The organism is Pseudolabrys sp., from assembly GCF_050250095.1.
In the GTDB taxonomy this organism is placed as follows: domain Bacteria; phylum Pseudomonadota; class Alphaproteobacteria; order Rhizobiales; family Xanthobacteraceae; genus Pseudolabrys.
Map to the genome: position 1 here is coordinate 489,312 of NZ_JBFWPH010000002.1, position 25,479 is coordinate 514,790.

The window sequence follows — 25,479 nt, forward strand, 5'->3', positions numbered from 1 at the left end:
GAACCGAGGCGTTATGAAACCGGCGCGGGCCGTCGTTTCAGCCCGTCGCGGCGAAGCAGTATCAGTTTCGGGCGGGCCGGGCCATCGGCAGATTTTCGAGCGAGGAGGCGAGCGCCGCCTCGGGCGCAGCGGCAGCGCCGCGGCGCAATTCGACCGGGGTGAGCGAGCTGGTTTCCGGCAGGGCGCGCGCGGCGTCGTCCATCTGCTTTTCGATGCGGACCAGAATATCGGCGCCGCGCTTGGTCAGGATCGCCGGACGGGTCGGCGGCGGCTCGGCGGTCTTGCCGCGGGCGCTGGCGACGGCCGGCTGCTGGCGCGACGGCGGCACCGGAACGCCCGGCAGCTGTTTGATCTCGATGCCTTGGTGCGCATAGGCCATGATCTGCTGCCAGGTCATCGCCGGCAGCGCGCCGCCGGTCATGCGGTTGGTCGACTGATAGTCGTCGTTGCCGAACCAGACGCCGCAGACGAAGTTGCCGGTGTAGCCGACGAACCAAGCGTCGCGATATGCGTTGGTCGTGCCGGTCTTGCCGGCCGCAGCGACGCCGTCGAGCCGGGCGCGCCGCGCGGTGCCGTTCTCGACCACGTTGTTCATCATCGTGATCATGTCCTGCGCGACCTGCGGCTTGAACACCCGCTCGGGCTTCGGTCCGTCGCGGTCGAACCGCCAGACCAGCTGGCCGTCGCCGGTGCGCACCTCGAGGATCGGGTGCGGCGCGGCCGGCACGCCGAGATTGGGGAAGGTGGTGTAGGCGCCGACATGCTCGATCATCTTGACGACGTCGGCGCCGATCGGCAGCGACGGCGTGTCGGGCAGCGGCGCCTTGATGCCCATCTTGTGCGCATTGGCGACGATCATGTTGCGGCCGGCCTTGGCGTTGCCGTTGCCGATGATGACCGACAGCCGCACCGCGACCGTGTTGAGCGAGCGGGTGAGCGCGTTGAGCAGCGTCACCGAGCCGGAATAGCCGCCCGAATAGTTGTGCGGGCACCAGTTGCCGATGCAGATCGGCCCGTCGACCACGATGGAGGAGGGCTTCAGGCCGTGCTGGAGCGCGGTGGCGTAGACGTAAGGCTTGAACGAGGAGCCGGGCTGGCGCATCGAGTCGGTCGCGCGATTGAACTGGCTCGCGCCGTAGTCGCGGCCGCCGACCATCGCGCGCACCGAGCCGTCGACATCCATCAGCACCGCGGCGGCCTGATGGGCGTTGTAGGACTGGCCGAACTGGCGCAGCGAGTTTTCGACGGCGTTCTCGGCCTCGTGCTGGAGATTGACGTCGAGCGCGGTGCGCACGACGAAGACACGCTCGGTCATCGACTTCGGCAGCGTGTCGACGATCTTCTTCATCTCGTCGAAGGCGTAGTCGAGATAATAGTTCGGCGCGCGTTCGTCGCGGCGGTCGACCGGGACAGCGGGGTTGCGGCGAGCGCCGAACACCTGGCCTTCCGTCATGAAGCCGGCTTCGACCAGATTGTCGAGCACGACGTTGGCGCGCGCGCGCGCGGCGGGCAGATTGACGTGCGGCGCGAATTTGGTCGGCGCCTTGAACAGGCCGGCGAGCATCGCGGCTTCCGACAGGTTCACGTCGCGCGCCGACTTGTTGAAGTAATACTGTGAGGCCGCATCGACGCCGAAAGCGCCGCCGCCCATATAGGCGCGGTCGAGATAAAGCTTCAGGATCTCGTTCTTGGTCAGATGCGCCTCGAGCCACAGTGCGAGGAAGGCTTCCTTGATCTTGCGGTCGAGCGTGCGTTCGTTCGACAGGAACAGGTTCTTGGCGAGCTGCTGCGACAGCGAGGAGCCGCCCTGCACGACGCCGCCGGCGCGCGCGTTGGTCGCGAGCGCGCGCAGCGTGCCGGAAATGTCGATGCCGAAGTGATCGTAGAAGCGGCGGTCTTCCGTCGCGAGCACCGCCTTGATGAGATGATCGGGGAACTGGTCGAGCGGCACCGAGTCGTTATGACGGATGCCGCGGGTGCCGACCTCGTTGCCGTAGCGGTCGAGGAAGGTGACGGCGAGATCCGACTTGCGCAGCCAGTCGTCGTCCGAGGTGAGCTGGAACGCGGGCATCGCCAGCGCCAGCATCAGCATGACGCCGACGGTGCCGAGATTGGCGCCTTCGGAGACGAGTTCGTTCGCCCAGCGACGCCAGCCGGCGGTGTGGAACCGGTCCATGAAGGTGGCGTAGCGTTCGTAGAGTTCGCGCACGCCACGACCCGAGGAGAACAGGCTGGAATCGACCCAGGCGTCGAACGCCAGCATCACCCTGCGGATCGCGGGCTTCCAGCTATTGGGCTTCTGGTCGGGCAAGGGCGCAGGCCTTCACGGAAAAGGGTGGCGAACCGTCTGATTTTTAGCCGATCCGCAGGATTCCGGCCACGCGGGGATTGTGGCTTTCGTCCCCAAGGTGAACAGAATCCGGGGCGAAATTACGGTAAAAGGCCGCCGATGGACGCCGCCGATTCGAAGAAAACCGCCAAAAAGCCTGCCTCGCGGACAACCGCCGGCCGGGGCGCCTCGGCGCGGCCGGCTGCGCCGGGCAAGGGCGACGCCCCGTTCTGGAAGACCAAGACGCTCGAGCAGATGAGCCAGCGGGAGTGGGAGAGCCTGTGCGACGGCTGCGGCCGCTGCTGCCTCAACAAGCTGGAAGACATCGACACCGGCGAGACGCATTTCACCGATGTCGGCTGCAAGCTGCTCGACACGCAGGCCTGCCGCTGCGTCGACTACAAGAACCGCCAGCGCAAGGTGCCGGACTGCGTGAAGCTGACGCCGCGCGGGGTGCGCCGCATCGTCTGGCTGCCGCCGACCTGCGCCTACAAGCTCGTCGCCGAGGGCAAGGACTTGTACTGGTGGCACCCGTTGGTGTCGGGCGACCCGGAGACGGTGCATATCTCCGGCGCCTCGGTGCGCGGCCGCGTCACGCTCGATGAGACGCAGGTGCTTGACGAGGAGCTCGAGAATCACATCGTCGCGTGGCCGGGGCGGGTGCCGAGGGGTGGGAAGGCCAAAGCGAAGTGAATCAGGCGGCTTTCAAACGATCCATTTCCGTCTCGAACTCAAAGCGTAACTGCGCGCCTTCGTCTTCGGGCAGCCAGCCCGTCATATGGGGAAAGATCGTCTGATAAAGGAGTGTCCGGTCCGCATCCCACGGCAGCTTTTGCGCGCCGCGGGCTTCAGTCAGTATGGCATTGAGCCGGGCGCGGACCTGGTCGAGATCGGGCCGATAGGCTGGCGGAGCCTCGTCGGGCTTGAACAGTTCGGGCTGCGATTCCTCGCCAAAAAGGTCTTGCTGGGTCGGACGGGCCATGGTCTGCGAAGATTTCAACCGTTGGATTTGGTCAATAGACCTACCGGATAACATGAGTCTCGCCTCCGGCCCTGTTATCAACCAGAATTGGATTTCCGGCGGCGTCCCCCACAGATCATCCACAGGCCGAGCAAGATTTGACCGACAACCCGAGCACCCTTGACCTCTTGCGCCACCTCGCGACCCGCCCGGGGCATGACGAGGTAAAGTCCGATTTCCGGCAGCTTCTGGTCGAGGAATTCGGCGTCGAACTTGGCGCCCTCGACTTCGAGCGGCGGGTGCCGGAGGTGCAGGGGCGTCTCGATGCGCTGATCGGCCGGACGGTATTCGAGGCCAAGCGCAATCTCGATCAGGAATGGGACGACGTGGTCCGGCGGATGCCGGACTATCTCGCCGACCGCGAACGCGAAGAAGGCGAACGCTTCGTCGGGATCGCGTCGGACGGCCTCAAGTGGGTGGTGTTCGAACGCAATGGCAACCAGCTTGAAAAACTCAAGGACACCACGCTCGATCCCGACAAGCCGGACGCCTTTCTGGCGTGGCTCGACGGGGCGGTCGCGCTCAAGAGCGCGCTTCCCCCCGATCCGACGACAATCAGGATTGAGCTCGGCCAGGACTCGGTCGCGTTCCGGCGCGCGAATGAGAGTCTTCGCAGCCTTTGGGACAGGCTGAAGGACGATCCCGCGATCGCGCTCAAGAGGCAGTTGTGGGCTCAGCTTCTTAAGTTGGTCTACGGGCGCGAAGTCGAGGCAGACTCGCTGTTCTTCCAGCACACGTTTCTGGTGATCGTGGCCAAGGCGATCGCGCTGGCGGTACTCGGCCTGCGCGACGACGATCCCAAGCATGTGCTGTCGGGAGCGGCCTTCGAGGCGGCCGGTATCTTCGGCGCTGCCGAGAGCGATTTTTTCGACTGGGTCGTGGCCGAGCCGGAAGGCGAGGCGCTGGTCCGGCGCATTCTCGCTCATGTCCGCCGATTCCGGCTCGATCAGGTCGAAAGCGACGTTCTGAAAATTCTCTACGAGTCCCTGATCGACCGCGAGGAACGCCACGGACTCGGCGAATACTACACGCCGGACTGGCTGGCGGCGAAGGTTGCGAGGCATGCGGTCGAACGGCCGCTCGAACAGAAGGTGCTCGATCCGGCCTGCGGCTCCGGCACTTTTCTCTTTCACGCGGTTCGCAACTTCATCAAGGAGGCCGAGGAGTCGGGCCTTGAAGAAAAGCTGCGTGCTGAGGAAGCCACCAATCATGTCGCCGGCATGGATATTCATCCCGTCGCCGTCATTATCGCGCGTGTGACGTATCTGTTGGCGCTTGCGCCCGTGATCGCCAAGCGCGCCGGCTCGCTGTCGATCCCGGTCTATCTCGGCGATGCGATGCAACTATCGACGGCGACGAACATGCACCTGAAGGAGTTGGTCATTCGCGTGCCACCGCCGCCGGAGAGCACCGAACTCAAATTCCCCGAGATTTTCTGCAAGGAGATTCACCTGTTCGACAAGCTGGTCGCGCGCATGCGGCAGGGTTCGGAGCAGAAGCTGGCGGCGCGGCAGGTCGAGCAGGCGTTCAATCGCGAGATCGAGCAGCACTACATGCGCGGCATGACGGAGGAAGAAACCGCCGGCGTTCGCGAACTGGTCGCGACGTACCAGACCCCACCGCACCGTTTGTGGTCAGCCGCCGCAATAATCAGGAAAAGCAGCCGTGGAAGTCGCTGCCCGGCATCGAGCACCGCGTCGAGGTCGAATTCCTGCATCCTGTGCTGCTCGGCGAGAGCATTTTGCCATACCGGGTTTGGCGTCCCTTTGAAGGCGTAGTGCCGGTGACGCGGGAAGGAGCGGTGCTGGACGCCGAAGCGGCGGGCAATCGAGGTTATTCAGGATTGCATGGCTGGATGACGGCTGCGGAGCGGATTTGGAATGACAATTCCGAAAGCGGGTCGATGACGCTGGTCGAACGTTGGAATTATCACAATGAGCTTGGTGCGCAGTTTCCAATTCCAAGGCTTCGTGTTGTCTATGCTGCGTCGGGAACTAATCCAGCCGCATGCGTTCTTCGAAATTCGGATGCAGCTATCGAACACAAACTGTATTGGGGAACACCGACGAGCGAAGGCGAGGCGGCGTATTTAACAGCTATCTTCAATTCTGAAGTGTCGCGCTCTCGCATCTCTTCGCTGCAATCGCGCGGCCAATGGGGAGCGCGCGACTTCGACAAAGTCATCTTTACGCTGCCGATTCCGCGCTTCGATACATCGGATTCGCTTCACAACGACCTCGCCGCTGCGGCAGCCGAAGCGGAGCGCGTTGCGATGGCGTTCGAACTTCCGGAATCCGTCAAGTTCCAACGCGCCCGCAAACTGATCCGCGATGCACTGACGGAATCCGGTATTGCGCCGCAGATCGACCAGTTGGTCGCGCGGTTGCTGGATCAGGAAAATAATCCTTGACACCGTGCCGCTGCTCCGACTACACAGGCGCATGGTCAAGAGGTCCGTCAGACGACAGCGACGCGCTGTCACGGCCGCCGATCTCCGAAATGCCCGAAGCGAGTCGAAACAGCGCAAGCCGCGATCGCTGACGCGCGCGGCGCAGGTGCGCTTCGTCGCGCGGGCGAAGAAGCGCGGGCTGATGAAGCGGGCTGCGGCGAATGCGGCAGGCGCGTTGCCGCATGCCCCGACGAAACTGCAGCAACTCGAGGCACAAGTGAGGGCGGGGCTGGCGAGCGATCCGTTGGCACATTTGCACAAAGAGCCGACCTTTCTTGCTGGTGACTCCCTCCCTGACCCTCCCCCTTCCAGGGGGAGGGAACACGATGTTTCCAGCGGGATGGGAGAAAACGACGCGAGGCAGCGGGAGCAGAGTCTCGCCGCCCGCGTGCGCGCGCTCTATGAGGACGGCTTGGTGCCGGTGCGCGAGATCGCGCGGCTTTGCGGCGTCACCGAGCGCACGCTTTACAAATATGCCGCGCGCGGGCGCTGGCGAAAGCGCTACGCGCGGCGCGCCTTGCACAAGGGCGCCGGAGGGCGCTTCATCCCGCAGGGGGAAGCCGGAAAGGCAACGGCGGGCGGCCTGAAAGCGCTCGATCCTCTGGCATCGGCGGCGGCGGAAACCGCCTGCGTCGAAGCGGGCACCATTGCCAATCGTGCCGCCGCCCGAACACTGGCCGATCATGAGGCGCAGGCGGCTCGCGAGGCCGTGTTGCGGGAGTTCGAGACGCGGGCCCGCCGTCTGGCTGCCCTGGTGACAATCCTGAAATATGCGGGGCCGGAATTCGGGGGCCTCACGCCGTGGCGTGGGTAAACCCGCCCCCATAAACCAAACTCACGTGTTTACGCCGCGGTGCCTCGCCGTATGAGGCGCGTTGGGATAGAGTCGCGGGCATGGGGACGCGCTTTGCCAAGGTCATCGCCGTTGTCATGCTCGGCGTGGTGCTGGCCGGCTGCACCAAATGCGGCTGGATCTGGGATGACTGGACCGCCAAGCCGAAGGCGTGCCGCAGCGATGCGCCGGTGAACTGAGACGACGCGGCGCTCCGTCGTTCGCGTTTTGCAAAGCATCGTTTCGCAAGCATAACGTTGCAAGCAAAACGCCGGGCGCGTTCAACGAGGTTCAGCGTAGCTTTCGATCATGTCTCGCGGTTTTTCATTCTTGCGCCATCCGGCGGTTTGCGTGCTGACAGCAGGGCTGTCGCTCGCGGCGCTCGCGCCGGCGTGCGGCATCGCGCAGACCGATCCGCAAGCCAACCGGCAAGCGAAGCCGCCGATGCAGGTCGCCACGCGCGGCGAGATGGGGGAACTGGGGCCTTACCGGCAAAAGCTCGCCGATGCGGCCGCCGAGGCTTTCAAGAACAGCAAGGCGTCGATGTCCGCGTTTCAGGCCGGCCTGTTGCGCACCGCGCGCGCGCCGCAACCGGGCGATTACGCGGTCTGCCTGCAGACGATCGAGAACGGGCGCATCGCCTATTTCGCCGCATTCATCACCGCCGGCGAGGTCGAGGCGATCCGCCGCGCGGTCGGTGTCGACCGCTGCTGGATGGAGACGAATTTTTCTCCGTTGCCGCAGGCCGGCCCGCCGAAACAGCGGAAGTCCTGGGAGAAACAGACGGCGCGCTGAAGGGGCGCTCGTTTGTTTTGAACAACTAGGAAATTAGTCCCAAATACGTAGTTGACACCACATGGGACTAAATCTAGATAAAAGCGCATCCGAGGCCGCCCCGGCGGAGCGGATTGGCGCGCCCGAAACTATCTTGGACCGGATTCGTTGGGTTCTTGAGCAGGAGGAGTCTGTCGAGAGCCCCCGGCAGTTGGCTGAGCGAATTTGGTCAGCCATTGAGAAGAGTTGTGTTGGAAAATTTTAACGGCGTCTGAGAAGTCTTTGTGTATGGCCTTTGCGACCTCTAAATGGTCGATGAGGTCTTGCGTCTTTAATGTTTTTTCCTTTGCGCCGCTCAAAACATCTTTCGGTTCCGTTATTGCTTGAATTTGCGCATCGTTCTTGATGACTTTTGGACCTCCGTCAGCGTGAAGGTCCCAAATTACTTCGAATTGCACCTGAGTAGGATAATGGGCCACGGCATTTCGCACCCAAAGATTGCTCTCGATCCTATCCCAGATTGGCTTCAGTCTGGCTTTGTCGTCGTCTGGTAGCTTCACTTCGGCAACGTCTTTAGCTAAGTCTCTCTTATTCCCGATTGTCTTGTGTCGGTAATAGACCACCGAAGCTACCTTTTCATCGCCGCCGAGAAGTAGATGGAAGAGGTCAAACATATCTCGGTCGATAGATGCCCATTCGAAAATTATGCGCCCGACGAGTGCAAAGAAAGCATCGCCTTCTTCCTTAGTGAATTTGATTGTTGCATAAGCGCCTGGGTTATCTTGAGGCGAGGTCATGGCAAGTCCTAACAATAGCGACCGACTTAAAAAAATACTGCGGGGGGCGTTCGCTGGCTCTCCAACCCCGCTCAAGGATATTCCAAAAAAGGACGGGGAGTCCCGCGCGAAGCGGAAGCAAAGGGCTAAGTCTCGCTCCACCGCTTCGCGATCAAAATCAAAGGGGCTTTCGGCTTCCTAGACTTTCCCAGCTTCTTTCGCCACCGCACGAAACGCGCGGCGTGAAAGCTGAAATTCGGCTCAATGAGGTTGCCGATACGTCAGCCTCTTGCCGATGCCAGACACAACAGCAAGGGCCGCCCGTTCCCCATCCGTAAGGTTGCGGGTGTTGTAGCGGAAATCATATTCGGCCAAGTAGCGGTGCAGGTTCTTTTCAGCGCAGTGCTGATAGTTGCCGCGCATGCCGCGCTTGAAGATGCCGAAGTAACCTTCAACGGTGTTGGTCGTCACGTCACCGCGCGCGTATTCCTTCGCGGCGTGATGGACCGTTTCGTGAGCGGCAAATTCCTTGCCGACAACGGTGTAAAGCCGCGACTCGTCAGTGTGCAGGCGGCTTTCCTTGTGGACGTTCTCGCGCACGATCTTAGCGACCGTCTCCGCATCGGCAGCGGGAACATGGAACGAGCGAACCTGACCGGCTTCGCGGTCGATCAGCGACACGATAGCGCGTTTGTCGGCGGGGCCTGACTTGCCGCCTTTGGTCGGCTTCGGAATACGACCGCGCGAACGGCGGCGCGGCACTTCGACCTTGCCGTGATAAGCTTCGTCAACCTCGACAGGACGACCGGGACCGCCCATCGGCGGCAGATCAAGGCCGCCACGCCGCATTGCTTCCATAATGCGATGGTGAATGAACCAAGCGGTGTTGTATTCGCAGCCAAGGATGCGTTCGAGCTGAGAGGCCGTGAAGCCCTTTTTGGACGACGCATACAGGTGGAACGCCTGCGCCCATGACGTGAGCGGAACGTGCGAGCGTTCCATGACGCTCTTGGTCGTCACGGTGAAGTCCTTGCGGCATTCCTTTTCGCCGCAGCGATAACGACCGGCCTTCTTGGTCGCGTAGTGCTTGAGCGAACCGCAGTGCGGGCAGACGGGGCCTTCCGGCCAGCGGGCGGCTTCAAACCAAGCCCGCGCGGCTTCCTCGTCGTGAAAGTGTTTGTTTTTGAAGGTGTTTTTGCCCATGACCGTCTCCCGATGGTCAGAACACTACACCTTGAGATTTGTGGTGTCAACTACGTATTTGGGAAATTAGTCCTTGACAGCGGAACGCTGCCCCGGTACAAATCAGACACGCTCCACAATTGCATCAGACGGACGGGGGACGCTTCATGGCGACCGCGCGCTCATCTCCTGCGTCGCGCAAGGCAACGCGCCGCGTGACAAAGACAAGGCGCGTGCGCGTTGACGCAGGGCGCGAGCCCGCGGCCGATGCCATAGCCGCGCCGCGTGACACCGTTTCGCGTGACACCCTTTCTTGCGACACGATGGCGGACCGCGTGCAAACCATGGTCGCGCGCGAGCTCGACGCGGTCGAGCGCGTGCTCGATGTGCTGGCGCCCGAGGGACCGAGCGACGCCGAGCGGGCCGCGCGCACGCTCGCCAGCATCGCGCGCACGCTGCGCGAGCTGTCGTTGATGAACCGCGCAGGGGACGTTTCCACAGGCGAGGGACCGGAGGCCGCGACAGACCACGATGACGATCCCGTGCCCCGCGACCTCGACGAATTTCGTCGCGAACTTGCGCGCCGCATTAACGCTTTTGTCGAAGACCGGACTGGCGGCGGACTTCCTGACGGCGCTGCCGCGCAGCGAGATCGCGGCGCTGGCGCGTGACTGGGCCTGCTTCTGCCATCCGCATCAGCACCCGCCCGATACGGGCAACGATGGTCGTGAATGGACGAGCTGGCTGCTACTCGGCGGCCGCGGCGCGGGCAAGACGCGCGCCGGCGCCGAATGGGTGCGCGCGCTGGCGCTCGGCTGCGACGCCAACGATCCGCCGCGCATCGCGCTGATCGGAGAGACCGAGCACGACGTGCGCGAGGTAATGATCGAGGGCGTGTCCGGCCTGCTCTCGGTTCACGCCGAGGATGAGCGGCCGCAATGGCTGCCGTCGCGTCGCCGTCTTGAATGGACGAACGGTGCGGTAGCGCAGGCGTTCTCCGCCGACAATTTCGAAGCGCTGCGCGGCCCGCAGTTCCACGCAGCCTGGCTCGACGAGCTGGCGAAGTGGCGGCGCGCCGACGACGCCTTCGACATGCTGCAATTCGGCCTGCGGCTCGGGCGCCGCCCGCGGCAGGTCATCACCACGACGCCGCGGCCGACCGCGCTGATCAAGCGATTGATCGCCGACCCCTCGACCGCTGTCACGCACGCAGGAACCATCGCCAATGCCTACAATCTTGCGCCGGCTTTTCTCGACACCGTGCTGGCGCGTTATCGCGGCACGCGCCTCGGCCGTCAGGAAATCGACGGCGGGGTGGTGGAAGAGCGTCCTGACGCGCTGTGGTCTCGCGGACTGATCGAGCAGGCGCGGGTCGAAGCCGCACCCGCGCTCGCGCGCATCGTGGTCGCGGTCGATCCGCCGGCCTCGTCCGGCAGACGCGCCGACGCCTGCGGGCTGGTGGCGGCCGGCCGCGCCGGGGACGGCACGCTCTACGTGCTGGCCGACGAGACGGCGTCAGGCCTTTCGCCGCAGGGCTGGGCCAACAAGGCGGTGGCGCTGTGGCGGCGGCTCGCGGCCGACGCGCTGGTCGTCGAGGTCAACCAGGGCGGCGAGATGGTCAAGGCGGTGATCGCGGAGGTCGACGCCGGCGTGCCGGTGACGGCGGTGCGCGCCCATCGGGGCAAGTACCTGCGGGCCGAGCCGGTGGCGCAGCTTTACGAGCAGGGCCGGGTGAAACACGCCGGGGCTTTCCCGGCGCTGGAGGACGAGATGTGCGACTTCGGACCGGAGGGGCTGTCGTCCGGCCGCTCGCCGGACCGGCTCGATGCGCTGGTCTGGGCGGTGAGCGCCTTGAGCTTCGGGGCGGGGCGGGGACCCAGGATGCGGTCTCTTTAGTCAATCGAAAATGTCGTCACGCTCGTGCGTGGCCGGGAACCAATCATGCTCACAACCCTGAAATCCTTCTTCGCGCCGCCGGAGGCGAAAGCCTCGAAAACGGCGCAACTGATCGCGTTCGAGAGCGGCGGCCGCGCGCGGTGGACGCCGCGCGACTACGCGGCGCTGGCGCGCGAGGGCTACATTAAAAACGCGATTGTGCATCGCTGCGTGCGGCTCGTCGCCGAAAGCGTCGGCTCGCTGTCGCTGCTGCTCTATGAAGGCGAGGTCGAGCACACCGCGCATCCGTTCCTGACCCTGATCGCGCGGCCGAACCCGCGCCAGGACGGCGCGGGATTTCTCGAATCCGTCACCGCGCATCTCCTGTTGTCCGGCAACGCCTATATCGAAGCGGTGACGCTCGCCGGCGAAAGCGGCGCGCCCGACGTGCGCGAGCTTTACGCGCTGCGGCCCGACCGCATGAAGGTGGTGCCGGGCGCGGACGGCTGGCCCGATGCCTACGACTACAGCGCGGGCGGGCGCACGGTGCGCTTTGCGCAGGACGGCGCGCTGCCGCCGATCCTCCAGCTCACGCTGTTCAATCCGCTCGACGATCACTACGGCCTCGCGCCGCTCGAGGCCGCCGCCGTCGCGGTCGATACCCACAACGCTGCCGCGAAATGGAATAAGGCGCTGCTCGACAACGCGGCGCGGCCGTCCGGCGCGCTGGTCTATGCCGGCCCCGAGGGGTCCGTGCTGACCGACGCGCAGTTCGACCGGCTGAAGAAGGAACTTGCCGACACCTATCAGGGCGCAGCGAATGCGGGGCGGCCCTTGCTGCTCGAAGGCGGGCTCGACTGGAAGGCGATGTCGCTGTCGCCGAAGGACATGGACTTCATGGAGGCGAAGCACGCCGCCGCGCGCGAGATCGCTCTTGCGTTTGGTGTGCCGCCAATGCTGCTCGCCATTCCCGGCGACAATACCTTTGCCAACTACCAGGAGGCGAACCGGGTGTTCTGGCGCAGCAGCGTGCTGCCGCTGGTGAACCGGATCCTCACCGGACTGACGCAATGGTTGGCGCCGGCCTTCGGCGGCAATCTGCGGCTCGCGCCCGACACCGACCGCATCGATGCGCTCAGTGCCGACCGCGCCGCGCTGTGGGATCGCGTGACCAAAGCGCCGTTCCTGACGGCGAACGAGAAGCGCGCAGCGACCGGCTATGGCGCGGTGGAGGGCGGCGACGTCTTCTAAAGCCTTTCCGGCTTTGATGGAATCAAGGCTTTCGACTCTTATTTTATCGCGTTTCACGCGAACCGGTTCCCGCTTCGCTCGAAAACGCTCTAGCCGCGCTACTTCGGCTGCGGCGTAGCCGGCGTGCCGGGCTTCGGGTCGACTTTCTTGTCGGACGGATCGGTGCAATTCGTGACGTCGCGCGTCTCGTTGTTCTCGCCCGCGGTGATCAGCACCCGGCATTTGTTCGGCTTGTAGTTGAGGCGGAAAATGAAGGTGCCGTCGTCTTCGGCTTTCTTCTTGTAGCGGCCGTCGACGGCGACTTCCGTGCCGGGTGCGGTCTTTCCGCGCACGACCAGAACGCCGGCTTCGTAATGGGTTTCGTCGATGGTCATCGCGGCGAAGGCCGCGCTCGAGACCAGCAATGTCGTCGCCGTGGCGGCAATGGTCATCATGTGCAATCGCATGGTGTCTTCCTTCATGCCCTTGCCGGCATGAAACGCGAAAACTCCGGCGATTGTTCGGCGATTATTTGTCTTTCCAGCCGGGTTGCAGGCGCTCGATGGCGAACTCGCCATAGCAGCCGGCGATGACGGCGGAATAGACATCGTTGCCGGACGTAATATCGCTCATGCAGGTTTCCGGCTTGTAGTGTTCCTGGAACACGAAATGGCCCTCGGCGTCGCTTTTGACGCTGACGCGTCCGTCGAGCGTGACCGCACGATTGGGCGTGGTCGAGCCGGCAACGGTCAGGGTGCCGTCCTCGTAGCGCGACACATTGATGCGGATTTCCGCCGCGGCCATGCCGGTCGCGCCCAGGCAGACCGACAACGTCGCACACAGGATCGAAGCTGCTTTACGACATGACATCGCGTTCTCCCGGCCGTTCGCCGCTCGACGATGTCGCCCTTGCATTTTGATCTAACGCCAAACGGACGCGCCCGCAATGTGCGCCGGAGGGTTCAATGCCAGACCTGATCAACGAATTCGCGATGCGCGGCGATCTCGCGCATCTTGCGCTGTTTTTGTGGGCGACCAGCGCCACCGCTCTCACCTGGTTCGCGTTGCGCGAATTGGCCGCGGCGAGCCGCCGCTTCGACGATTTCGTGCGTGAGCTCGCGCGCTTCAACGAGCGATTTCAGAACCGGTCCGGAGGATTGTGAATGGATACATTGCATACCGTCTTGCGCTCGATCCGCGGCGACGTGAAGCCGCAGCGCGATCATCTCGACGTCTTCCGCGAGTTTCTCGATCACCTCGACCGCGCCGCCAAGCGCCGGTCGCCGCCGCGCACGACCAAGGCCGCGCGCGGAAAGGGAAGGGCGCGCAGACCGCGCAGCGGCTGACCGCAAGCCGATCCAAACCACCAGGCGTCGTCCCCGCGAAGGCGGGGACCCATAGCCACCGCGCGGAAGCGAAATCTCCGGCGCAGGCGGTTATGGGTCCCGGCTCGCGCGCGTGCCGCGCTTGGCCGGGACGACAACAGAGTAACGATCCCATGCTCGCACCCAACACCAATTTTACCTTGCCGCGCGCGGCGATCGAGGCCGACGGCACGGTGGAAGGCTATGCCTCGCTGTTCGGCGAAATCGACCAGGCGCGCGACATGGTGATGCCCGGCGCGTTTCTCAACACGCTGAAGCAGCGCGGGCTGCGGCGGATCCCGATGCTGTTTCAGCACGATCCGTCCGAGCCCGTCGGTATCTGGCTCGATTTGCACGAAGACCTGCGAGGGCTCTATGCGCGCGGGCGGCTTATCCCCGACGTCGCCCGCGGCCGCGAGCTGTTGTCTCTGCTGCGCGAAGGCGCGATCGACGGGCTGTCGATCGGCTTCAAGACGGTGCGGGGGCGGTTCGATCCCAAGGCGCGGGTGCGCCGGCTGGAACAGGTCGAGCTTTGGGAAATTTCGATCGTGACGTTTCCGCTGCTCCCGGGAGCGCGCGTCCGTGCGGTCAAGGGCGACCGGCTCCCCTCCCGGCCTCGCCCTGCCGCGCGGACGCGCAGCTGGCGGGCCGAAAGGTTCGGGCCGGTGCGACAGCCTTAACGCGCGGTAAGCGCCGGCGGCGACGGTCCATTAAGGCGAGCATGGTTAGATGGCGGACCGGCGGAACGGCAGGCGGGGATGCATGACAGGCAGAGAAGGCTCGAATATCCGGCTCGCTGAAATTCTCGGCGCGTTGAGCCACGCGCTCGACATGGTGGAAGGCCAGCCGGCGGGGCACTGCGTCCGCTGCTGCTGGATCGGCATTCATGTCGGCCGCGAGCTTGGGTTGTCCGAACGGCAGTTGTCCGAGCTGTACTACACGCTGCTGGTGAAGGATGTCGGCTGCTCGAGCAACGCGGCGCGCATCTGCCAGATCTATATGATCGACGACATCGCGTTCAAACGCGATCTGATGACCGTCAACGGCAGCCTGCCGCAGGTGCTGCGTTTCGTGCTGTCGCATACGGGAATGAATGCAGGGCTTGCCGACCGATTTCGCGCCCTGGTCAACGTATTCCAGAACGGCGGCCAGATCGCTCAAGAGTTGATGGAGACGCGATGCGACCGCGGTGCGGAGATTGCACGCAAGATGCGATTCTCGGAGAACGTCATCGCGGCGATCCGCAGTTTCGACGAGCACTGGGATGGCGGCGGCATGCCGGCCCGGCTCAAAGGCGAGAACATCCCGATCTATTCGCGTATCTCGCTGGTCGCTCAGATCGCCGACGTGTTTCAGGTCGCGCACGGCATCGAAGCGGCGCGGCAGGAAATCCGCAACCGGACGGGCACCTGGTTCGAACCGCGCGTCGCTGAGGCGTTCGAGCGCGTCGCGCAGGACGAGGCGTTCTGGCAGGCGTTGCGTTCCGAGGAATTGCAGACGTCGATCTTCGATCTCGAACCGGCGCAGCAGCGTTCGCTGGTCGATGAAGATTATCTCGACGACATCGCGGCTGCGTTCGCGCAGGTGATCGACTCGAAGAGCCCCTATACCAGCGGACACAGCGAGCGCGTGACGTTGTTTTCCGATTTGATCGCGGAAGAACTCGGCATCGAAGCCGAGGCGCGGCGCCGGCTGCGGCGTGCTGCGCTGCTGCACGATATCGGCAAGCTTGGCGTCAGCAACACCATTCTCGACAAGCCGGACAAGCTCGACGACGAGGAGTGGCAGGCGATGAAGCGGCACGCCGAACTCGGCGAGCAGATCCTGTCGAAGATCGCGGCCTTCGAGGGGCTGGCGACGATTGCCGGCGCGCATCACGAGCGGCTCGATGGCAAAGGCTATCCGCGCGGCCTCAAGGGAGACGACATTCCGCTCGAGGTTCGGATCGTGACGACCGCCGATATTTTCGACGCGCTGACGGCAGACCGGCCTTATCGCCCGGCGATGCCGGTCGATAAGGCTCTTGCGATCATGAGCGACATGGCAGGCACGGCGCTCGACCCGGTCTGTCTCGGCGCCATCAGGCGTGCGTTGCGGCGGGTCGATCCCGCCATCGCCGCGTAGCTCGCCTAACGGCTATTTCGCTTTCGGGAACACCGCGATCATGTCGATCTCGACACGCGCGCCCTGCGTCGACAGCTGGTTGACGCAGACGGTGGTCGAGGCCGGCGTCCAGTCGCCGAAATAACCGGCCATCGTCTTCGACATGTCGTCCATGTCGCGCATGTCGGTGAGATACTTCGTCACCTTGATGACGTCGGTCCAGGTCAGGCCCTGGTGATCGAGAATGCCCTTGATGTTCTCCATCGCGAGCTTCGTCTGGTCGGCGATGCCGACCGGGTGGTTGTGCTCGGACAGATCGTGCGGATGCTTGTGATAAAGCGGCGAGGGCGTCGCGCCGGAGATGAACAGGAGATCGCCCGGCGCCTCGATGCGGATCGCGGGCGCGTAGGGCATGTCAGGGCGCCGCGCGGGATTGGTCTGGATTTCGCCGATCGAAGGATTGCTCGGTGAGGTTTTGAAGGCGGGTCCGCGGTTGCTCATGATCGTCTCGACTGTCCTTTACAGGTAACGGCGCTGCGGGGCCGGCGGCCTGCGCGCTCCCCGGTATTCCGGCGCAGAAGCGCGCAAAGGTCAATGGCCTGCCCAGGCGCGAATTGTCGTCCTGCGAAACTCTCATGACTGACTTGCCTGACTGATTTGCCTGTTCCGGCGCCCGGATCGTCCGCGCGCCGTTTCTTTTCGTGTCCAACAAGGAGATCTCAATGGATATCGACCTTTCGGCCGGCGTCAGCGATCGCGCGCCGGAGCACAAATCGGGCGGCGGCGCCGATGCCGTCGCCACGCATGACGACGTCATGCGTGTGTTCGAGGCTTTCAAGAACGAGAACGACCGCCGGCTGGACGACATCGAGAAGCGCGGCGCGGCGGACGTTCTGACCGAGGACAAGGTGTCGCGGATCGAGCGGCGTCTCGACGAATTGATGCTGAAGGCGTCGCGGCCGGCGATGGCGCGCGACGGCGCGGCCCGTGAGGCCGCCGGACGTGAGCACAAGAGCGCGTTCGAGACCTATGTGCGCTCGGGCGAGGCGGGCGCGTTGCGGGCGCTCGAAGCGAAGTCGATGACGATTGGTTCCGGCCCCGGCGGCGGTTACCTGGTGCCGAGCGAGGTCGAGAGCATGATCGGGCGCAGGCTCGCGGCCGTCTCGCCGGTGCGTTCGCTCGCGAGCGTGCGCACGATCTCGTCCAACGTCTACAAGAAGCCGTTCATGACGGCCGGCCCGGCGGTCGGCTGGGTCGCGGAAACGGCCGCGCGGACCGAGACGACCGCGCCGGTGCTCGACGAACTGTCGTTCCCGGCGATGGAGCTTTACGCAATGCCGGCGGCGACCGCCGCGCTGCTCGAGGATGCCGCCGTCAACATCGACGAATGGATCGCCGGCGAAGTCGAGTTGGCTTTCGCCGAGCAGGAAGGCACGGCTTTCGTGACCGGCGACGGCACCAACAAGCCGAAGGGCTTCCTGAGCTACACCACGATCGCGAACGCGTCCTGGGCGTGGAACAAGATCGGCTACGTCGCGACCGGCGTCGACGGCGACTTCCCGGCGGAAGACCCGTCTGACATCCTGGTCGATCTGATCTATGCGCTGAAGGCCGGCTACCGCCAGAACGGCGCCTTCATCATGAACCGCAAGACGCAGAGCGCGATCCGGAAGTTCAAGGACTCGAGCGGTGGCTACCTGTGGCAGCCGCCGGCGCAAGCCGGAGGCCGCGCGACGCTGATGACGTTCCCGGTGGTCGAGTCCGAGGACATGCCGGACGCCGGCACTGATACGTTCTCGGTCGCGTTCGGCGATTTCAACCGCGGCTATCTGGTGGTGGACCGCGCCGGCGTCTCGGTGCTGCGCGACCCGTATTCGGCCAAACCCTATGTGCTGTTCTACACGACCAAGCGGGTCGGCGGCGGCGTGCAGGACTTCGACGCCATCAAGCTCTTGAAGTTCGGCGAGAGCTGAGCGACCGACACGAACGACGAGGGCGCGGGGCGGACGTTCCGCGCTCTCTTCATTACTGTGTTGCCGGCAGCGGCGCGCCGAGCTTCGCCGCGGTGTCGACCACCCATTGGCGATAGCTCAGGAGCGGCGTCAGCCCGGTGAGGCCGCCGCAGCCTTCGGTGCTTTGCGGGCCGGTCGACCAGGCGATGATGCCGATGACCGCGGCGCGGCCGGCCTCGAAAGCGGGTCCGCCGCTGTCGCCGGTGCAGGCGCCGAGACCGGCGCTGTTGTCGCGCGTTTGCGGATCGACCAGACGAATTTGCAGCGAGCCGGGCTGGCCGGTGACGGTCAGCGCGGCGGCGCGCGGAATGCCGAGACCGCGCGGCGTGAACGGCTGGGTGACGCCGAAGCCGGCGACGGTCAGCGTCTCGCCGACCGCCACGCGGCGCGCCGGCGCGAGCGTGGCCGGCACGACGCTGTCGGGCAACGGCGCTTCTAGTTTCAAGAGTGCGACGTCCGCTGTGGCACGCGCTGCGGTGTAGGCCGCCATGCTGAAGCGCGGATGTGTGGCGATGGTGCGCACGCCGACCGTTTGACCGTTCTGATAGACGCGCACGCGGTAAGCGAGCGGCCGGCCGACGCAGTGGCCGGCGGTGAGTACCAGCTCGCGCGTCAACGCGGTGCCGGTGCAGAGATCCCCGCGCGGATCGACGATCATCACGATGGCGCGCGAGGCCCAGCCATGAGCGGGCGGCGCCGGGCCGACGATGGCTCCGGCGGGCGACGAGATCATTGCAGTGAAGGCGAGAGCGGCGAGGGCGGGACGCATATTCCGCGGAGGATAGCACATGAGCGCGATTTTGCTGAATGCCCCGGCCTTCGAGCCGGTGACGCTGGAGGATGCGAAGGCTTTTCTCCGGGTTGAACATGACGACGACGATGACGCGATCGCCGCGCTGATTGCGGCGGCGCGCATTCATGTCGAGGCGCAAACCCATCGTGCGCTGATCACGCAGAGCTGGCGGCTTACCCGCGACGCCTGGCCGGCGGACGGGCGGATCGATGTGCGGCCGTCGCCGCTGCAGTCGCTCGACGTGGTGCGTGTTTATGACGGCGACGGCGAGGCGGCGGTGCTCGACCTGCAGAGCTTCATCGTCGACACGGCGAACGCCGCGCTGGTGTTTGCGCCGTGGTCGCCGGTCCAGCCGGGCCGCGCCGCCGCCGGCATCGAGTTCGACCTCACCTGCGGCTATGGCGACGACCCGGACGACGTGCCGGAGCCGCTGCGCCAGGCGATCCGCATGATGGTGGCGCACTGGTACGATAACCGCGCGGCCGCGGAGCGGACGGCGATGCTGCCGGCCGGCGTGGCGACGCTGGTGGCGCCCTACCGTGAGGTGGCGCTGTGACGGCGGCCGGCGATCTCAACCGGCGGCTGGTGCTTGAAGCGCCGGTCGATACCGACGACGGCGCCGGCGGCGTGACGGTGACCTATCAGACCGTAACGACGCTGTGGGCGCAGGTGACCTCGGTATCGGCGCGCGGCGAGGTCGTCGCCGACCGCGCCGGGACAACCGTTACGCATCGCATCACGCTACGCGCGCGCAACGACGTGACGACGCGGCACCGCTTGCAGGACGGCAGTGCCGTCTACCACGTCGCCGCGCTGCGTGAGAGCGCCGACCGGCGGTTTCTTCTGATCGACGCCGTCGAGCGGCGCGACTGACGTTCGGAGACATCGATGACCACCGCTTCGGTGGCGCTGCGCGCGGCGATTATCGCCGCGCTCGGCGCCGATGCGCCGCTCACCTCGCTGCTGGGCGAAGCGAAGATTTACGACCAGCCGCCGGCCTCGGCGGCTTTTCCTTATGTGACGCTCGGCGAAAGCCGCATCTCCGACTATTCGACCGGCGATGGACCGGGCGAGGAGCATGCCGTCACGCTGCACGGCTGGTCGCGCCAGGGCGGCCACAGACAAGCCCATGCGATTGCCGGCGCGCTGCTGCAGGCGCTCGACGACGCACCGCTGACGCTCTCCGCGTGAATATCTGGGTGACAAGAGCTGGGATGAGCGGGTTCGAGTTGGACGAGAAGCACTTGTTATTCACGGAGTCTTGAAGCCATGACGGTCTCGAAGCTCGTTAGCTCTTCGACGAACGATCTTGTCAAAGAATTTGTAGAAACTGCGCTTGGGCAGGATCGAGCGGAGCTTCATGGAGATATTTCGGAAGTCAATCGTCTATATGCAAGACTGAAGAAGATTGAAGCTGAGCTAAAATCGCGCGCGGGAGACCAACGAAGGGCCTTGATGCCGCTCTATTATCACTCCAATGCACAGGTTCGCCTCAAGGCCGCGACGGCAACGCTGGCGATTGCGCCCGTGGAAGCAAGAGAGGTGCTTGAACGAATTCAGCGCTCGAAGGAATTTCCGCAAGCCGGCGAAGCAGGCATGAGGCTGTGGAATATCGATCGCGGCGTGTTCAAGCCGACTTAGATGTCTCGAGTAAGCTACCGACGGCATGCGGTTTACGTGCTCAGCGTCTATGTCTTGGGTCGATCGCGCGAAAAACGGGCGGCGGCGGGCGGACAGGCGGGCGCGGGCGTGATCGGGGAATTTGTGAAGTCGTTCGCGCGCAGGACGTAGCGCGCCCCGTCGCGCGAAGCTATCGTCGGTACATTTCTGAATGTGCTTGAGGCGGCCGAATGGCTTCATCGGTCCTATCCTTACATTCAATCATATCTCGATGCGCCGAGGACGCTCGGCGAACTTCGGGATGCGGTGTCCGATCAGAAAAGAGGCTATGATATTCATCATATCGTCGAGAAGACACCGGCGGCTCTAGCTGGCTTTTCGAATGACCTGATCAACAGCCGAGACAATCTTGTCCGAATACCGACTCTGAAGCATTGGGAGATCACGGGGTGGTACATGGCTAAGAATGAAAACTTTGGTGGGCTATCGCCTCGGGAGTATCTGCGTGACAAAGATTGGGCGGAGCGGCGGAGGGTTGGGCTATTTGCCCTCATTGACAAAGGCGTCCTCGAGCCATGACTGACAAATCAGTTCGCTCAGTCTCAACAGAGCAATTGGTTCATCAATTTGCCGAGTTCGCGCTTGCTCAGGACAAGGCCGAACTCAATGGCAATATTGGATTGATCAATGCATTGTTCGACAAGATCGAAACGATAAAGGCAGAACTGAAATCTCGTCCGGGTGACGGACGGAGAGCTTTGGTGCCTTTGTACGACCATCCCAATGCGCAGGTCCGGCTAAAGGCCGCGAAAGCGACGCTTGCGCTTGAACCGGAACGTGCACGGCAGGTTCTGGCAACAATAAGGGAACGGCAGGAGCAGCCGCAGGCTCTCGACGCCGGAATGACGTTGCGTTTTCTCGACGACGGCACGTTCAAGCCGACCTGATTTATTCTCTGGCATCTTGGCTATCGTTCAAGTTCGCGCCACACTCTCCCTGTTCTCCGGAGAGTCTCTTCCATGCACGTTCGTGATGCCGTCGCCTCGCGCTATTCCTGCCGCGCGTTTCTGCCCAAACCCGTCCCCGAACCGATCGTCCGCGAGATCGTCGAACAGGCGGCGCGCGCGCCGTCGGCCGGCAACATGCAGCCGTGGTATGTCCACGCAGTCGCCGGCGAACGCATCGAGGCGCTGAAAGCGGAGTTGCGTCCGCGCATGGCGACCGAGCTGCCGAAAGGCGAGGGCGTTGAATACACGATCTATCCGCCGCCGATGATCGAGCCTTACAAGGAACGCGCCTTCACGGTCGGCGAGCTGCTCTACCAGTCGATTGGCGTGCCACGCGAGGACAAGCCGGCGCGCTACAAGCAATATGCCCGCAACTACGAATTTTTCGGCGCGCCTGTCGCGTTGTTCTTCGTGCGCGAAAAAGTCCACGGCGCTGCGCAGTGGGCCGACATCGGCGGCTATCTGCAAACCGTCGCGCTGCTCGCGCGGGGGCACGGTCTGCACACCTGCCCGCAGCAGGCCTGGGTGTCCTTCCACAAGACCGTTCGGTCTTTCCTCAAACTTCCCGATAATTTGATGGTCTATTCCGGCATGGCGCTCGGCTATGAAGACCCGGACGCGCCGATCAATCGCTGGCGCAGTCCCCGCGCGCCGCTGGAGACTTTCGCAACGTTCTCCGGATTTACCAGCTAGCCGCGACAGATTTACGCCGGGGTAACGGCCCCATTCACCGCCCGTTCAGGCCGCCGTCTGCTACAACCCCGGCCATGAACCGCGCCCGAATCGCTGCCGCATTCGCGGCCTGTCTTGCCGCCGGGACGATCGTGCTCGGCCCGCTCGAAGCGGCTGCGGCCGATCGGAGTCCGCGCGCCTGTCTCGGCAAGGCGGAGCAGCGCGCCGCGGTCGCGGCCCGCCGGGCCTTGCCGCTCGGGCAGGTGCGCAATAACCTCAATCTCGGCAACCGCAAGGGCGTGCGCGGCGACGTCATCAGCGCCCGGCTGTGCACAGGCCAGCACGGGCTCGTCTACGTGCTGACAGTGCTGGCCCGCAATGGCAAAGTGTCCCGCGTGACCGTCGATGCGGCGACAGGCGCCGTGCTCCGCGGCCGCTGAGCCGGAGATTTGCCCTTGCGCCTCCTCGTCGTCGAGGACGATCCTGACCTCAACCGCCAGCTCGCCGCCGCCTTGACCGAGGCCGGCTATGTGGTCGACCGCGCCTTCGACGGTGAGGAGGGCCATTACCTCGGCGAGAGCGAGCCCTACGACGCGGTGATCCTCGACATCGGCCTGCCGAAGATGGACGGCATCTCGGTGTTGGAGGCCTGGCGGCGGGCCGGCCGCGCCATGCCGGTATTGATCCTGACCGCGCGCGACCGCTGGAGCGACAAGGTGCAGGGCTTCGACGCCGGCGCCGACGATTATGTGGCGAAGCCCTTTCATCTGGAGGAGGTGCTGGCCCGTGTGCGCGCGCTGCTGCGCCGTTCCGCCGGCCACGCCAAGAGCGAGTTCAACTGCGGACCGGTCCGCCTCGACACCCGCACCGGCCGCGTCGCGGTCGACGGCAATCCGGTGAAGCTCACCAGCCACGAATATCGGCTGCTGTCCTATCTGATGCATCACACCGGCCGCGTGGTATCGCGCACGGAACTGGTCGAGCATCTTTACGATCAGGACTTCGACCGCGACAGCAACACCATCGAGGTGTTTGTCGGCCGCATCCGCAAGAAGCTCGGCGTCGAAATCATCCAGACCGTGCGCGGGCTCGGCTATCTGCTGACGCCGCCGGATGCGTTGTAGCGGGCGTATGAGATCCCAGGCACACCGTCATTCCGGGACGGCGCGTCGGCGCCGGACCCGGAATCCAGAGGCGGGCTCGGATTGCGCTGCTGGATTCCGGGTTCGCTCGCTTGCGCTCGCGCCCCGGAATGACGGTGTATGATGCGCGCCAATTCCCTCGCGCTGCGCCTTTTCCTCTCCGCGACGGCCTGGGCGGTCGTCATTCTCCTCATCACCGGCATCATTCTGTCGTCGCTTTACCGCCAGGCGGTGGAGCGCGCATTCGACCGGCGGCTCAACGTCTATCTGCGCACGCTGGTCGCCGAGCTCGCCACGCCGGACGATCCCGCGCAGGCGGAGAAATTTCCCCAGTCGCTCGGCGAGCCGTTGTTCGAACTGCCGCTGTCCGGCTGGTACTGGCAGATCACGCGGCTCGATATGGGCAAGGATGCCGGCAAGGACGGCAGCAAGGCCGACATCCGGTCGTCCCGCTCGCTGTGGGACGGCGGTTTGCCGCATCTGCAGGATCAGGGTGTCACCGCGTCGGCCTCCGGCTCGCGCGAGGGCTATGTGTCCGGGCCTGAGGACCAGCGATTGCGTCTGACCGAGCGAACCATCGATCTGGGCGAGGACGGGCAGTTTCTTGTCGCGGTCGCCGGCGACGCCGCCGAGATCAGCGAAGAAACCCGCGCCTTCGATCAGGCGCTGGCGATGACATTTGCCGCACTCGCCATCGTGCTGCTGCTGACCACGATGTTCCAGGTGCGGTTCGGCCTCGCGCCGCTCAAGCGCATTTCCGACAGTCTCGCCGCGATCCGCTCCGGCGCCGCCGAACGGCTCGAGGGAGAGTTCCCGGATGAGATCGCGCCGCTCGCGCGTGAGACCAACGCGCTGATCGACGCCAACAAGGAAATCGTCGAGCGCGCGCGCACCCATGTCGGCAATCTGGCGCACGCGCTGAAGACGCCGCTCTCGGTCATGGTCAATGAGGCGACCGCGCGCGGCAGCGATACGCTCGCAGCGAAGGTGCTCGAGCAGGCCGACATCATGCGCGATCAGGTCGCGCGACACCTCGAGCGGGCACGGCTTGCCGCCGGGTTGAAAGTGATCGGCACGGTGACCGAGGTTGCGCCGGTCGTCACCGCCTTGGCGCGGACGATGGAGAAGATTCATCGCGACCGGGGCATCGCCATCGACGTTCACGCCGACAACAAGATTCAGTTTCGCGGCGAGCGGCCGGACCTTGAAGAGATGATCGGCAATCTGGTCGACAATGCCTGCAAATGGGCGGCTTCGCAGGTGGCGATAGCGGTTGAGCCGAACCAGCCGGGCGCCGACGGCCGCAAGACGCTGCGCGTCGTGGTCGATGACGACGGCAAAGGGCTGACGCCGGCGGAGCGCGAACAGGCCGCCAAGCGCGGCCGCCGCCTCGACGAGACCAAGCCGGGGTCGGGGCTCGGCCTGTCGATCGTGGTGGAGCTTGCCGGCCTCTATGGCGGCAGTCTCACGCTGGCCGCCGCCCCGATTGGCGGGTTGCGCGCCGAACTGGTGCTACCGGCGGGTTAGACCGCGCCGCACCATGCCGGGGCAATAAGGCGACGACAGAGTTTTGCCCCAATTGTCCCCTCTGGCTACACTCAATGATCCGGCTGCGGCCGGACTTTTGCTATGCCGAGGGGGAGCCTCCATGCCCGTGCGCAAATCCGTCGTAACCGTCATTGCCAGCCTTGGCCTTGCTGCCACGTTGGCGGCCTGTGCCGGCAGCCCCGACGGCATGGGGCCGGGCCCCAAGGAGAATACCGGAACGCTGCTCGGCGCCGGCACCGGCGCATTGCTGGGCGCGGCGGTGGCGGGCCACGGCACCGGCAACCGTCTTGCGGGCGCTGCGATCGGCGGCCTCGCCGGCGGCCTGATCGGCAACCGCATCGGCGCCGCTCTCGATGAAGAAGACAAGAAGCGCGCTTATGCCGCCGAGATGGATGCGCTCGAACGCGGCCCCTCCGGCGCGCCCGTCGCCTGGCGCAATCCGGACTCGGGCCGCTACGGCACCGTGGTTCCCGGCCCCGCCTATCAGAATGACGGCCGCAACTGCCGCTCGTTCACCCACACCATTTATGTCGACGGCCGGCCGCAGACCGCGCGCGGCACCGCCTGCCGGAACCCCGACGGCACCTGGACCCCTGTCGCCTGAAGGCGACCTCGTGACCCCCGTCGCCTGAAGGCGACATCGTGACCCCGGTCGCCTGAAGGGCGACCTTGTGACGCCCCGCGTGATCGGGGCGGCCGCAGAGTCTTAACGCCTTCTTAAGCCGGCCAGCCTATCAACGCCGAAACGGA

31 protein-coding genes and 1 pseudogene are annotated in these 25,479 nt (G+C 64.7%); 24 read left to right on the plus strand and 8 right to left on the minus strand.

Going from position 1 to position 25,479, the window contains the following annotated elements; genetic code table 11:
* Window positions 1-61 precede the first annotated feature (61 nt).
* Window positions 62-2,263: a transglycosylase domain-containing protein gene (locus AB7F10_RS07590; RefSeq protein WP_428560006.1), complete on the minus strand. Its 2,202-nt coding sequence runs from the start codon at window positions 2,261-2,263 to the stop codon at window positions 62-64.
* Window positions 2,264-2,449: 186 nt separating this feature from the next.
* Here AB7F10_RS07590 and AB7F10_RS07595 point away from each other — a divergent pair, with 186 nt between their 5' ends.
* Window positions 2,450-3,022, plus strand: a complete 573-nt coding sequence (locus tag AB7F10_RS07595) for a YcgN family cysteine cluster protein (protein ID WP_428558998.1) — start codon at window positions 2,450-2,452, stop codon at window positions 3,020-3,022.
* Window position 3,023: 1 nt separating this feature from the next.
* Here AB7F10_RS07595 and AB7F10_RS07600 read toward each other — a convergent pair whose 3' ends face one another.
* Window positions 3,024-3,311: a hypothetical protein gene (locus tag AB7F10_RS07600; RefSeq protein WP_428558995.1), complete on the minus strand. Its 288-nt coding sequence runs from the start codon at window positions 3,309-3,311 to the stop codon at window positions 3,024-3,026.
* A gap of 137 nt (window positions 3,312-3,448) precedes the next feature.
* On the opposite strand from AB7F10_RS07600, the gene AB7F10_RS07605 reads away from it, so the two are divergent.
* The 5 genes from AB7F10_RS07605 to AB7F10_RS07625 all read left to right on the plus strand — a co-directional run bounded on the left by AB7F10_RS07605 (window position 3,449) and on the right by AB7F10_RS07625 (window position 7,426).
* Window positions 3,449-5,128: an N-6 DNA methylase gene (locus AB7F10_RS07605; RefSeq protein WP_428558992.1), complete on the plus strand. Its 1,680-nt coding sequence runs from the start codon at window positions 3,449-3,451 to the stop codon at window positions 5,126-5,128.
* 23 nt (window positions 5,129-5,151) lie between these two features.
* On the plus strand, window positions 5,152-5,760 hold the full coding sequence (locus AB7F10_RS07610) for a hypothetical protein (RefSeq protein WP_428558989.1): 609 nt from the start codon (window positions 5,152-5,154) through the stop codon (window positions 5,758-5,760).
* A 31-nt stretch (window positions 5,761-5,791) separates the two neighbouring features.
* A complete protein-coding gene (locus AB7F10_RS07615) occupies window positions 5,792-6,613 on the plus strand; it encodes a helix-turn-helix domain-containing protein (protein WP_428558987.1) in 822 nt (273 codons plus the stop codon).
* Between the two features lie 80 nt (window positions 6,614-6,693).
* Window positions 6,694-6,831, plus strand: coding sequence for a peptidylprolyl isomerase (locus tag AB7F10_RS07620; protein ID WP_428558985.1), 138 nt, complete (start codon window positions 6,694-6,696; stop codon window positions 6,829-6,831).
* Window positions 6,832-6,982: 151 nt separating this feature from the next.
* Window positions 6,983-7,426, plus strand: a complete 444-nt coding sequence (locus AB7F10_RS07625; RefSeq protein ID WP_428558983.1) for a hypothetical protein — start codon at window positions 6,983-6,985, stop codon at window positions 7,424-7,426.
* A gap of 128 nt (window positions 7,427-7,554) precedes the next feature.
* Here the strand turns inward: AB7F10_RS07625 and AB7F10_RS07630 are convergent, their stop codons facing one another.
* Window positions 7,555-8,202: a hypothetical protein gene (locus tag AB7F10_RS07630; protein ID WP_428558981.1), complete on the minus strand. Its 648-nt coding sequence runs from the start codon at window positions 8,200-8,202 to the stop codon at window positions 7,555-7,557.
* Between the two features lie 240 nt (window positions 8,203-8,442).
* Window positions 8,443-9,384 carry an IS1595 family transposase gene (locus AB7F10_RS07635; protein ID WP_428558979.1) on the minus strand — a complete coding sequence of 314 codons (942 nt, stop codon included), beginning with the start codon at window positions 9,382-9,384 and terminating at the stop codon, window positions 8,443-8,445.
* 146 nt (window positions 9,385-9,530) lie between these two features.
* Here AB7F10_RS07635 and AB7F10_RS07640 point away from each other — a divergent pair, with 146 nt between their 5' ends.
* The 3 genes from AB7F10_RS07640 to AB7F10_RS07650 are packed head-to-tail and all read left to right on the plus strand — an operon-like array spanning window position 9,531 to window position 12,489.
* The gene (locus tag AB7F10_RS07640) at window positions 9,531-10,034 is read left to right on the plus strand and encodes a hypothetical protein (protein ID WP_428558977.1); all 504 of its coding nucleotides are present in this window, start codon (window positions 9,531-9,533) and stop codon (window positions 10,032-10,034) included.
* A complete protein-coding gene (locus AB7F10_RS07645; protein WP_428560003.1) occupies window positions 10,000-11,259 on the plus strand; it encodes a DNA-packaging protein in 1,260 nt (419 codons plus the stop codon). The genes AB7F10_RS07640 and AB7F10_RS07645 overlap by 35 nt, the downstream gene beginning before the upstream one ends.
* A gap of 45 nt (window positions 11,260-11,304) precedes the next feature.
* The gene (locus tag AB7F10_RS07650; protein WP_428558975.1) at window positions 11,305-12,489 is read left to right on the plus strand and encodes a phage portal protein; all 1,185 of its coding nucleotides are present in this window, start codon (window positions 11,305-11,307) and stop codon (window positions 12,487-12,489) included.
* Window positions 12,490-12,587: 98 nt separating this feature from the next.
* Here AB7F10_RS07650 and AB7F10_RS07655 read toward each other — a convergent pair whose 3' ends face one another.
* The gene (locus AB7F10_RS07655) at window positions 12,588-12,935 is read right to left on the minus strand and encodes a hypothetical protein (protein ID WP_428558973.1); all 348 of its coding nucleotides are present in this window, start codon (window positions 12,933-12,935) and stop codon (window positions 12,588-12,590) included.
* 61 nt (window positions 12,936-12,996) lie between these two features.
* Window positions 12,997-13,338 (minus strand): hypothetical protein, encoded by a 342-nt coding sequence (locus tag AB7F10_RS07660; protein ID WP_428558971.1) that lies wholly within the window; start codon window positions 13,336-13,338, stop codon window positions 12,997-12,999.
* 95 nt (window positions 13,339-13,433) lie between these two features.
* Between AB7F10_RS07660 and AB7F10_RS07665 the strand changes: the two genes are divergently transcribed.
* The 4 genes from AB7F10_RS07665 (at window position 13,434) to AB7F10_RS07680 (ending at window position 15,956) form a co-directional block, all read left to right on the plus strand.
* Window positions 13,434-13,631 (plus strand): hypothetical protein, encoded by a 198-nt coding sequence (locus AB7F10_RS07665; protein WP_428558969.1) that lies wholly within the window; start codon window positions 13,434-13,436, stop codon window positions 13,629-13,631.
* Window positions 13,632-13,814 carry a hypothetical protein gene (locus AB7F10_RS07670; RefSeq protein ID WP_428558967.1) on the plus strand — a complete coding sequence of 61 codons (183 nt, stop codon included), beginning with the start codon at window positions 13,632-13,634 and terminating at the stop codon, window positions 13,812-13,814. It abuts the gene before it with no gap.
* Between the two features lie 152 nt (window positions 13,815-13,966).
* Window positions 13,967-14,512: an HK97 family phage prohead protease gene (locus AB7F10_RS07675; RefSeq protein WP_428558965.1), complete on the plus strand. Its 546-nt coding sequence runs from the start codon at window positions 13,967-13,969 to the stop codon at window positions 14,510-14,512.
* A gap of 82 nt (window positions 14,513-14,594) precedes the next feature.
* A complete protein-coding gene (locus AB7F10_RS07680; protein WP_428558963.1) occupies window positions 14,595-15,956 on the plus strand; it encodes an HD-GYP domain-containing protein in 1,362 nt (453 codons plus the stop codon).
* Between the two features lie 12 nt (window positions 15,957-15,968).
* On the opposite strand, the gene AB7F10_RS07685 is transcribed toward AB7F10_RS07680, so the two are convergent.
* On the minus strand, window positions 15,969-16,436 hold the full coding sequence (locus AB7F10_RS07685; protein ID WP_428558960.1) for a RidA family protein: 468 nt from the start codon (window positions 16,434-16,436) through the stop codon (window positions 15,969-15,971).
* A 221-nt stretch (window positions 16,437-16,657) separates the two neighbouring features.
* Between AB7F10_RS07685 and AB7F10_RS07690 the strand changes: the two genes are divergently transcribed.
* On the plus strand, window positions 16,658-17,908 hold the full coding sequence (locus tag AB7F10_RS07690; RefSeq protein WP_428558957.1) for a phage major capsid protein: 1,251 nt from the start codon (window positions 16,658-16,660) through the stop codon (window positions 17,906-17,908).
* Window positions 17,909-17,960: 52 nt separating this feature from the next.
* Here the strand turns inward: AB7F10_RS07690 and AB7F10_RS07695 are convergent, their stop codons facing one another.
* Window positions 17,961-18,716 (minus strand): S1 family peptidase, encoded by a 756-nt coding sequence (locus AB7F10_RS07695; RefSeq protein WP_428558955.1) that lies wholly within the window; start codon window positions 18,714-18,716, stop codon window positions 17,961-17,963.
* 19 nt (window positions 18,717-18,735) lie between these two features.
* Here AB7F10_RS07695 and AB7F10_RS07700 point away from each other — a divergent pair, with 19 nt between their 5' ends.
* From AB7F10_RS07700 to AB7F10_RS07745, 10 genes and pseudogenes are all read left to right on the plus strand, one after another.
* A complete protein-coding gene (locus tag AB7F10_RS07700) occupies window positions 18,736-19,296 on the plus strand; it encodes a head-tail connector protein (protein ID WP_428558953.1) in 561 nt (186 codons plus the stop codon).
* Window positions 19,293-19,613 carry a phage head closure protein gene (locus AB7F10_RS07705; protein WP_428558951.1) on the plus strand — a complete coding sequence of 107 codons (321 nt, stop codon included), beginning with the start codon at window positions 19,293-19,295 and terminating at the stop codon, window positions 19,611-19,613. Before AB7F10_RS07700 ends, AB7F10_RS07705 begins: the two co-directional genes overlap by 4 nt.
* A gap of 15 nt (window positions 19,614-19,628) precedes the next feature.
* A pseudogene (locus tag AB7F10_RS07710) lies at window positions 19,629-19,922 on the plus strand (DUF3168 domain-containing protein); the annotation flags it as partial.
* Window positions 19,923-20,009: 87 nt separating this feature from the next.
* Window positions 20,010-20,381, plus strand: coding sequence for a DUF2019 domain-containing protein (locus tag AB7F10_RS07715; protein ID WP_428558949.1), 372 nt, complete (start codon window positions 20,010-20,012; stop codon window positions 20,379-20,381).
* 554 nt (window positions 20,382-20,935) lie between these two features.
* A complete protein-coding gene (locus AB7F10_RS07720; protein ID WP_428558947.1) occupies window positions 20,936-21,307 on the plus strand; it encodes a DUF2019 domain-containing protein in 372 nt (123 codons plus the stop codon).
* Window positions 21,308-21,379: 72 nt separating this feature from the next.
* A complete protein-coding gene (locus AB7F10_RS07725) occupies window positions 21,380-22,060 on the plus strand; it encodes a nitroreductase (protein WP_428558945.1) in 681 nt (226 codons plus the stop codon).
* A gap of 74 nt (window positions 22,061-22,134) precedes the next feature.
* Entirely contained in the window at window positions 22,135-22,479 is a 345-nt protein-coding gene (locus AB7F10_RS07730; RefSeq protein ID WP_428558943.1) for a PepSY domain-containing protein, read from the plus strand.
* 15 nt (window positions 22,480-22,494) lie between these two features.
* Entirely contained in the window at window positions 22,495-23,163 is a 669-nt protein-coding gene (locus AB7F10_RS07735) for a response regulator transcription factor (RefSeq protein ID WP_428558941.1), read from the plus strand.
* A gap of 141 nt (window positions 23,164-23,304) precedes the next feature.
* The gene (locus AB7F10_RS07740) at window positions 23,305-24,708 is read left to right on the plus strand and encodes a sensor histidine kinase (RefSeq protein WP_428558939.1); all 1,404 of its coding nucleotides are present in this window, start codon (window positions 23,305-23,307) and stop codon (window positions 24,706-24,708) included.
* A gap of 121 nt (window positions 24,709-24,829) precedes the next feature.
* Window positions 24,830-25,333: an RT0821/Lpp0805 family surface protein gene (locus AB7F10_RS07745; protein ID WP_428558937.1), complete on the plus strand. Its 504-nt coding sequence runs from the start codon at window positions 24,830-24,832 to the stop codon at window positions 25,331-25,333.
* Window positions 25,334-25,479: the final 146 nt, after the last annotated feature.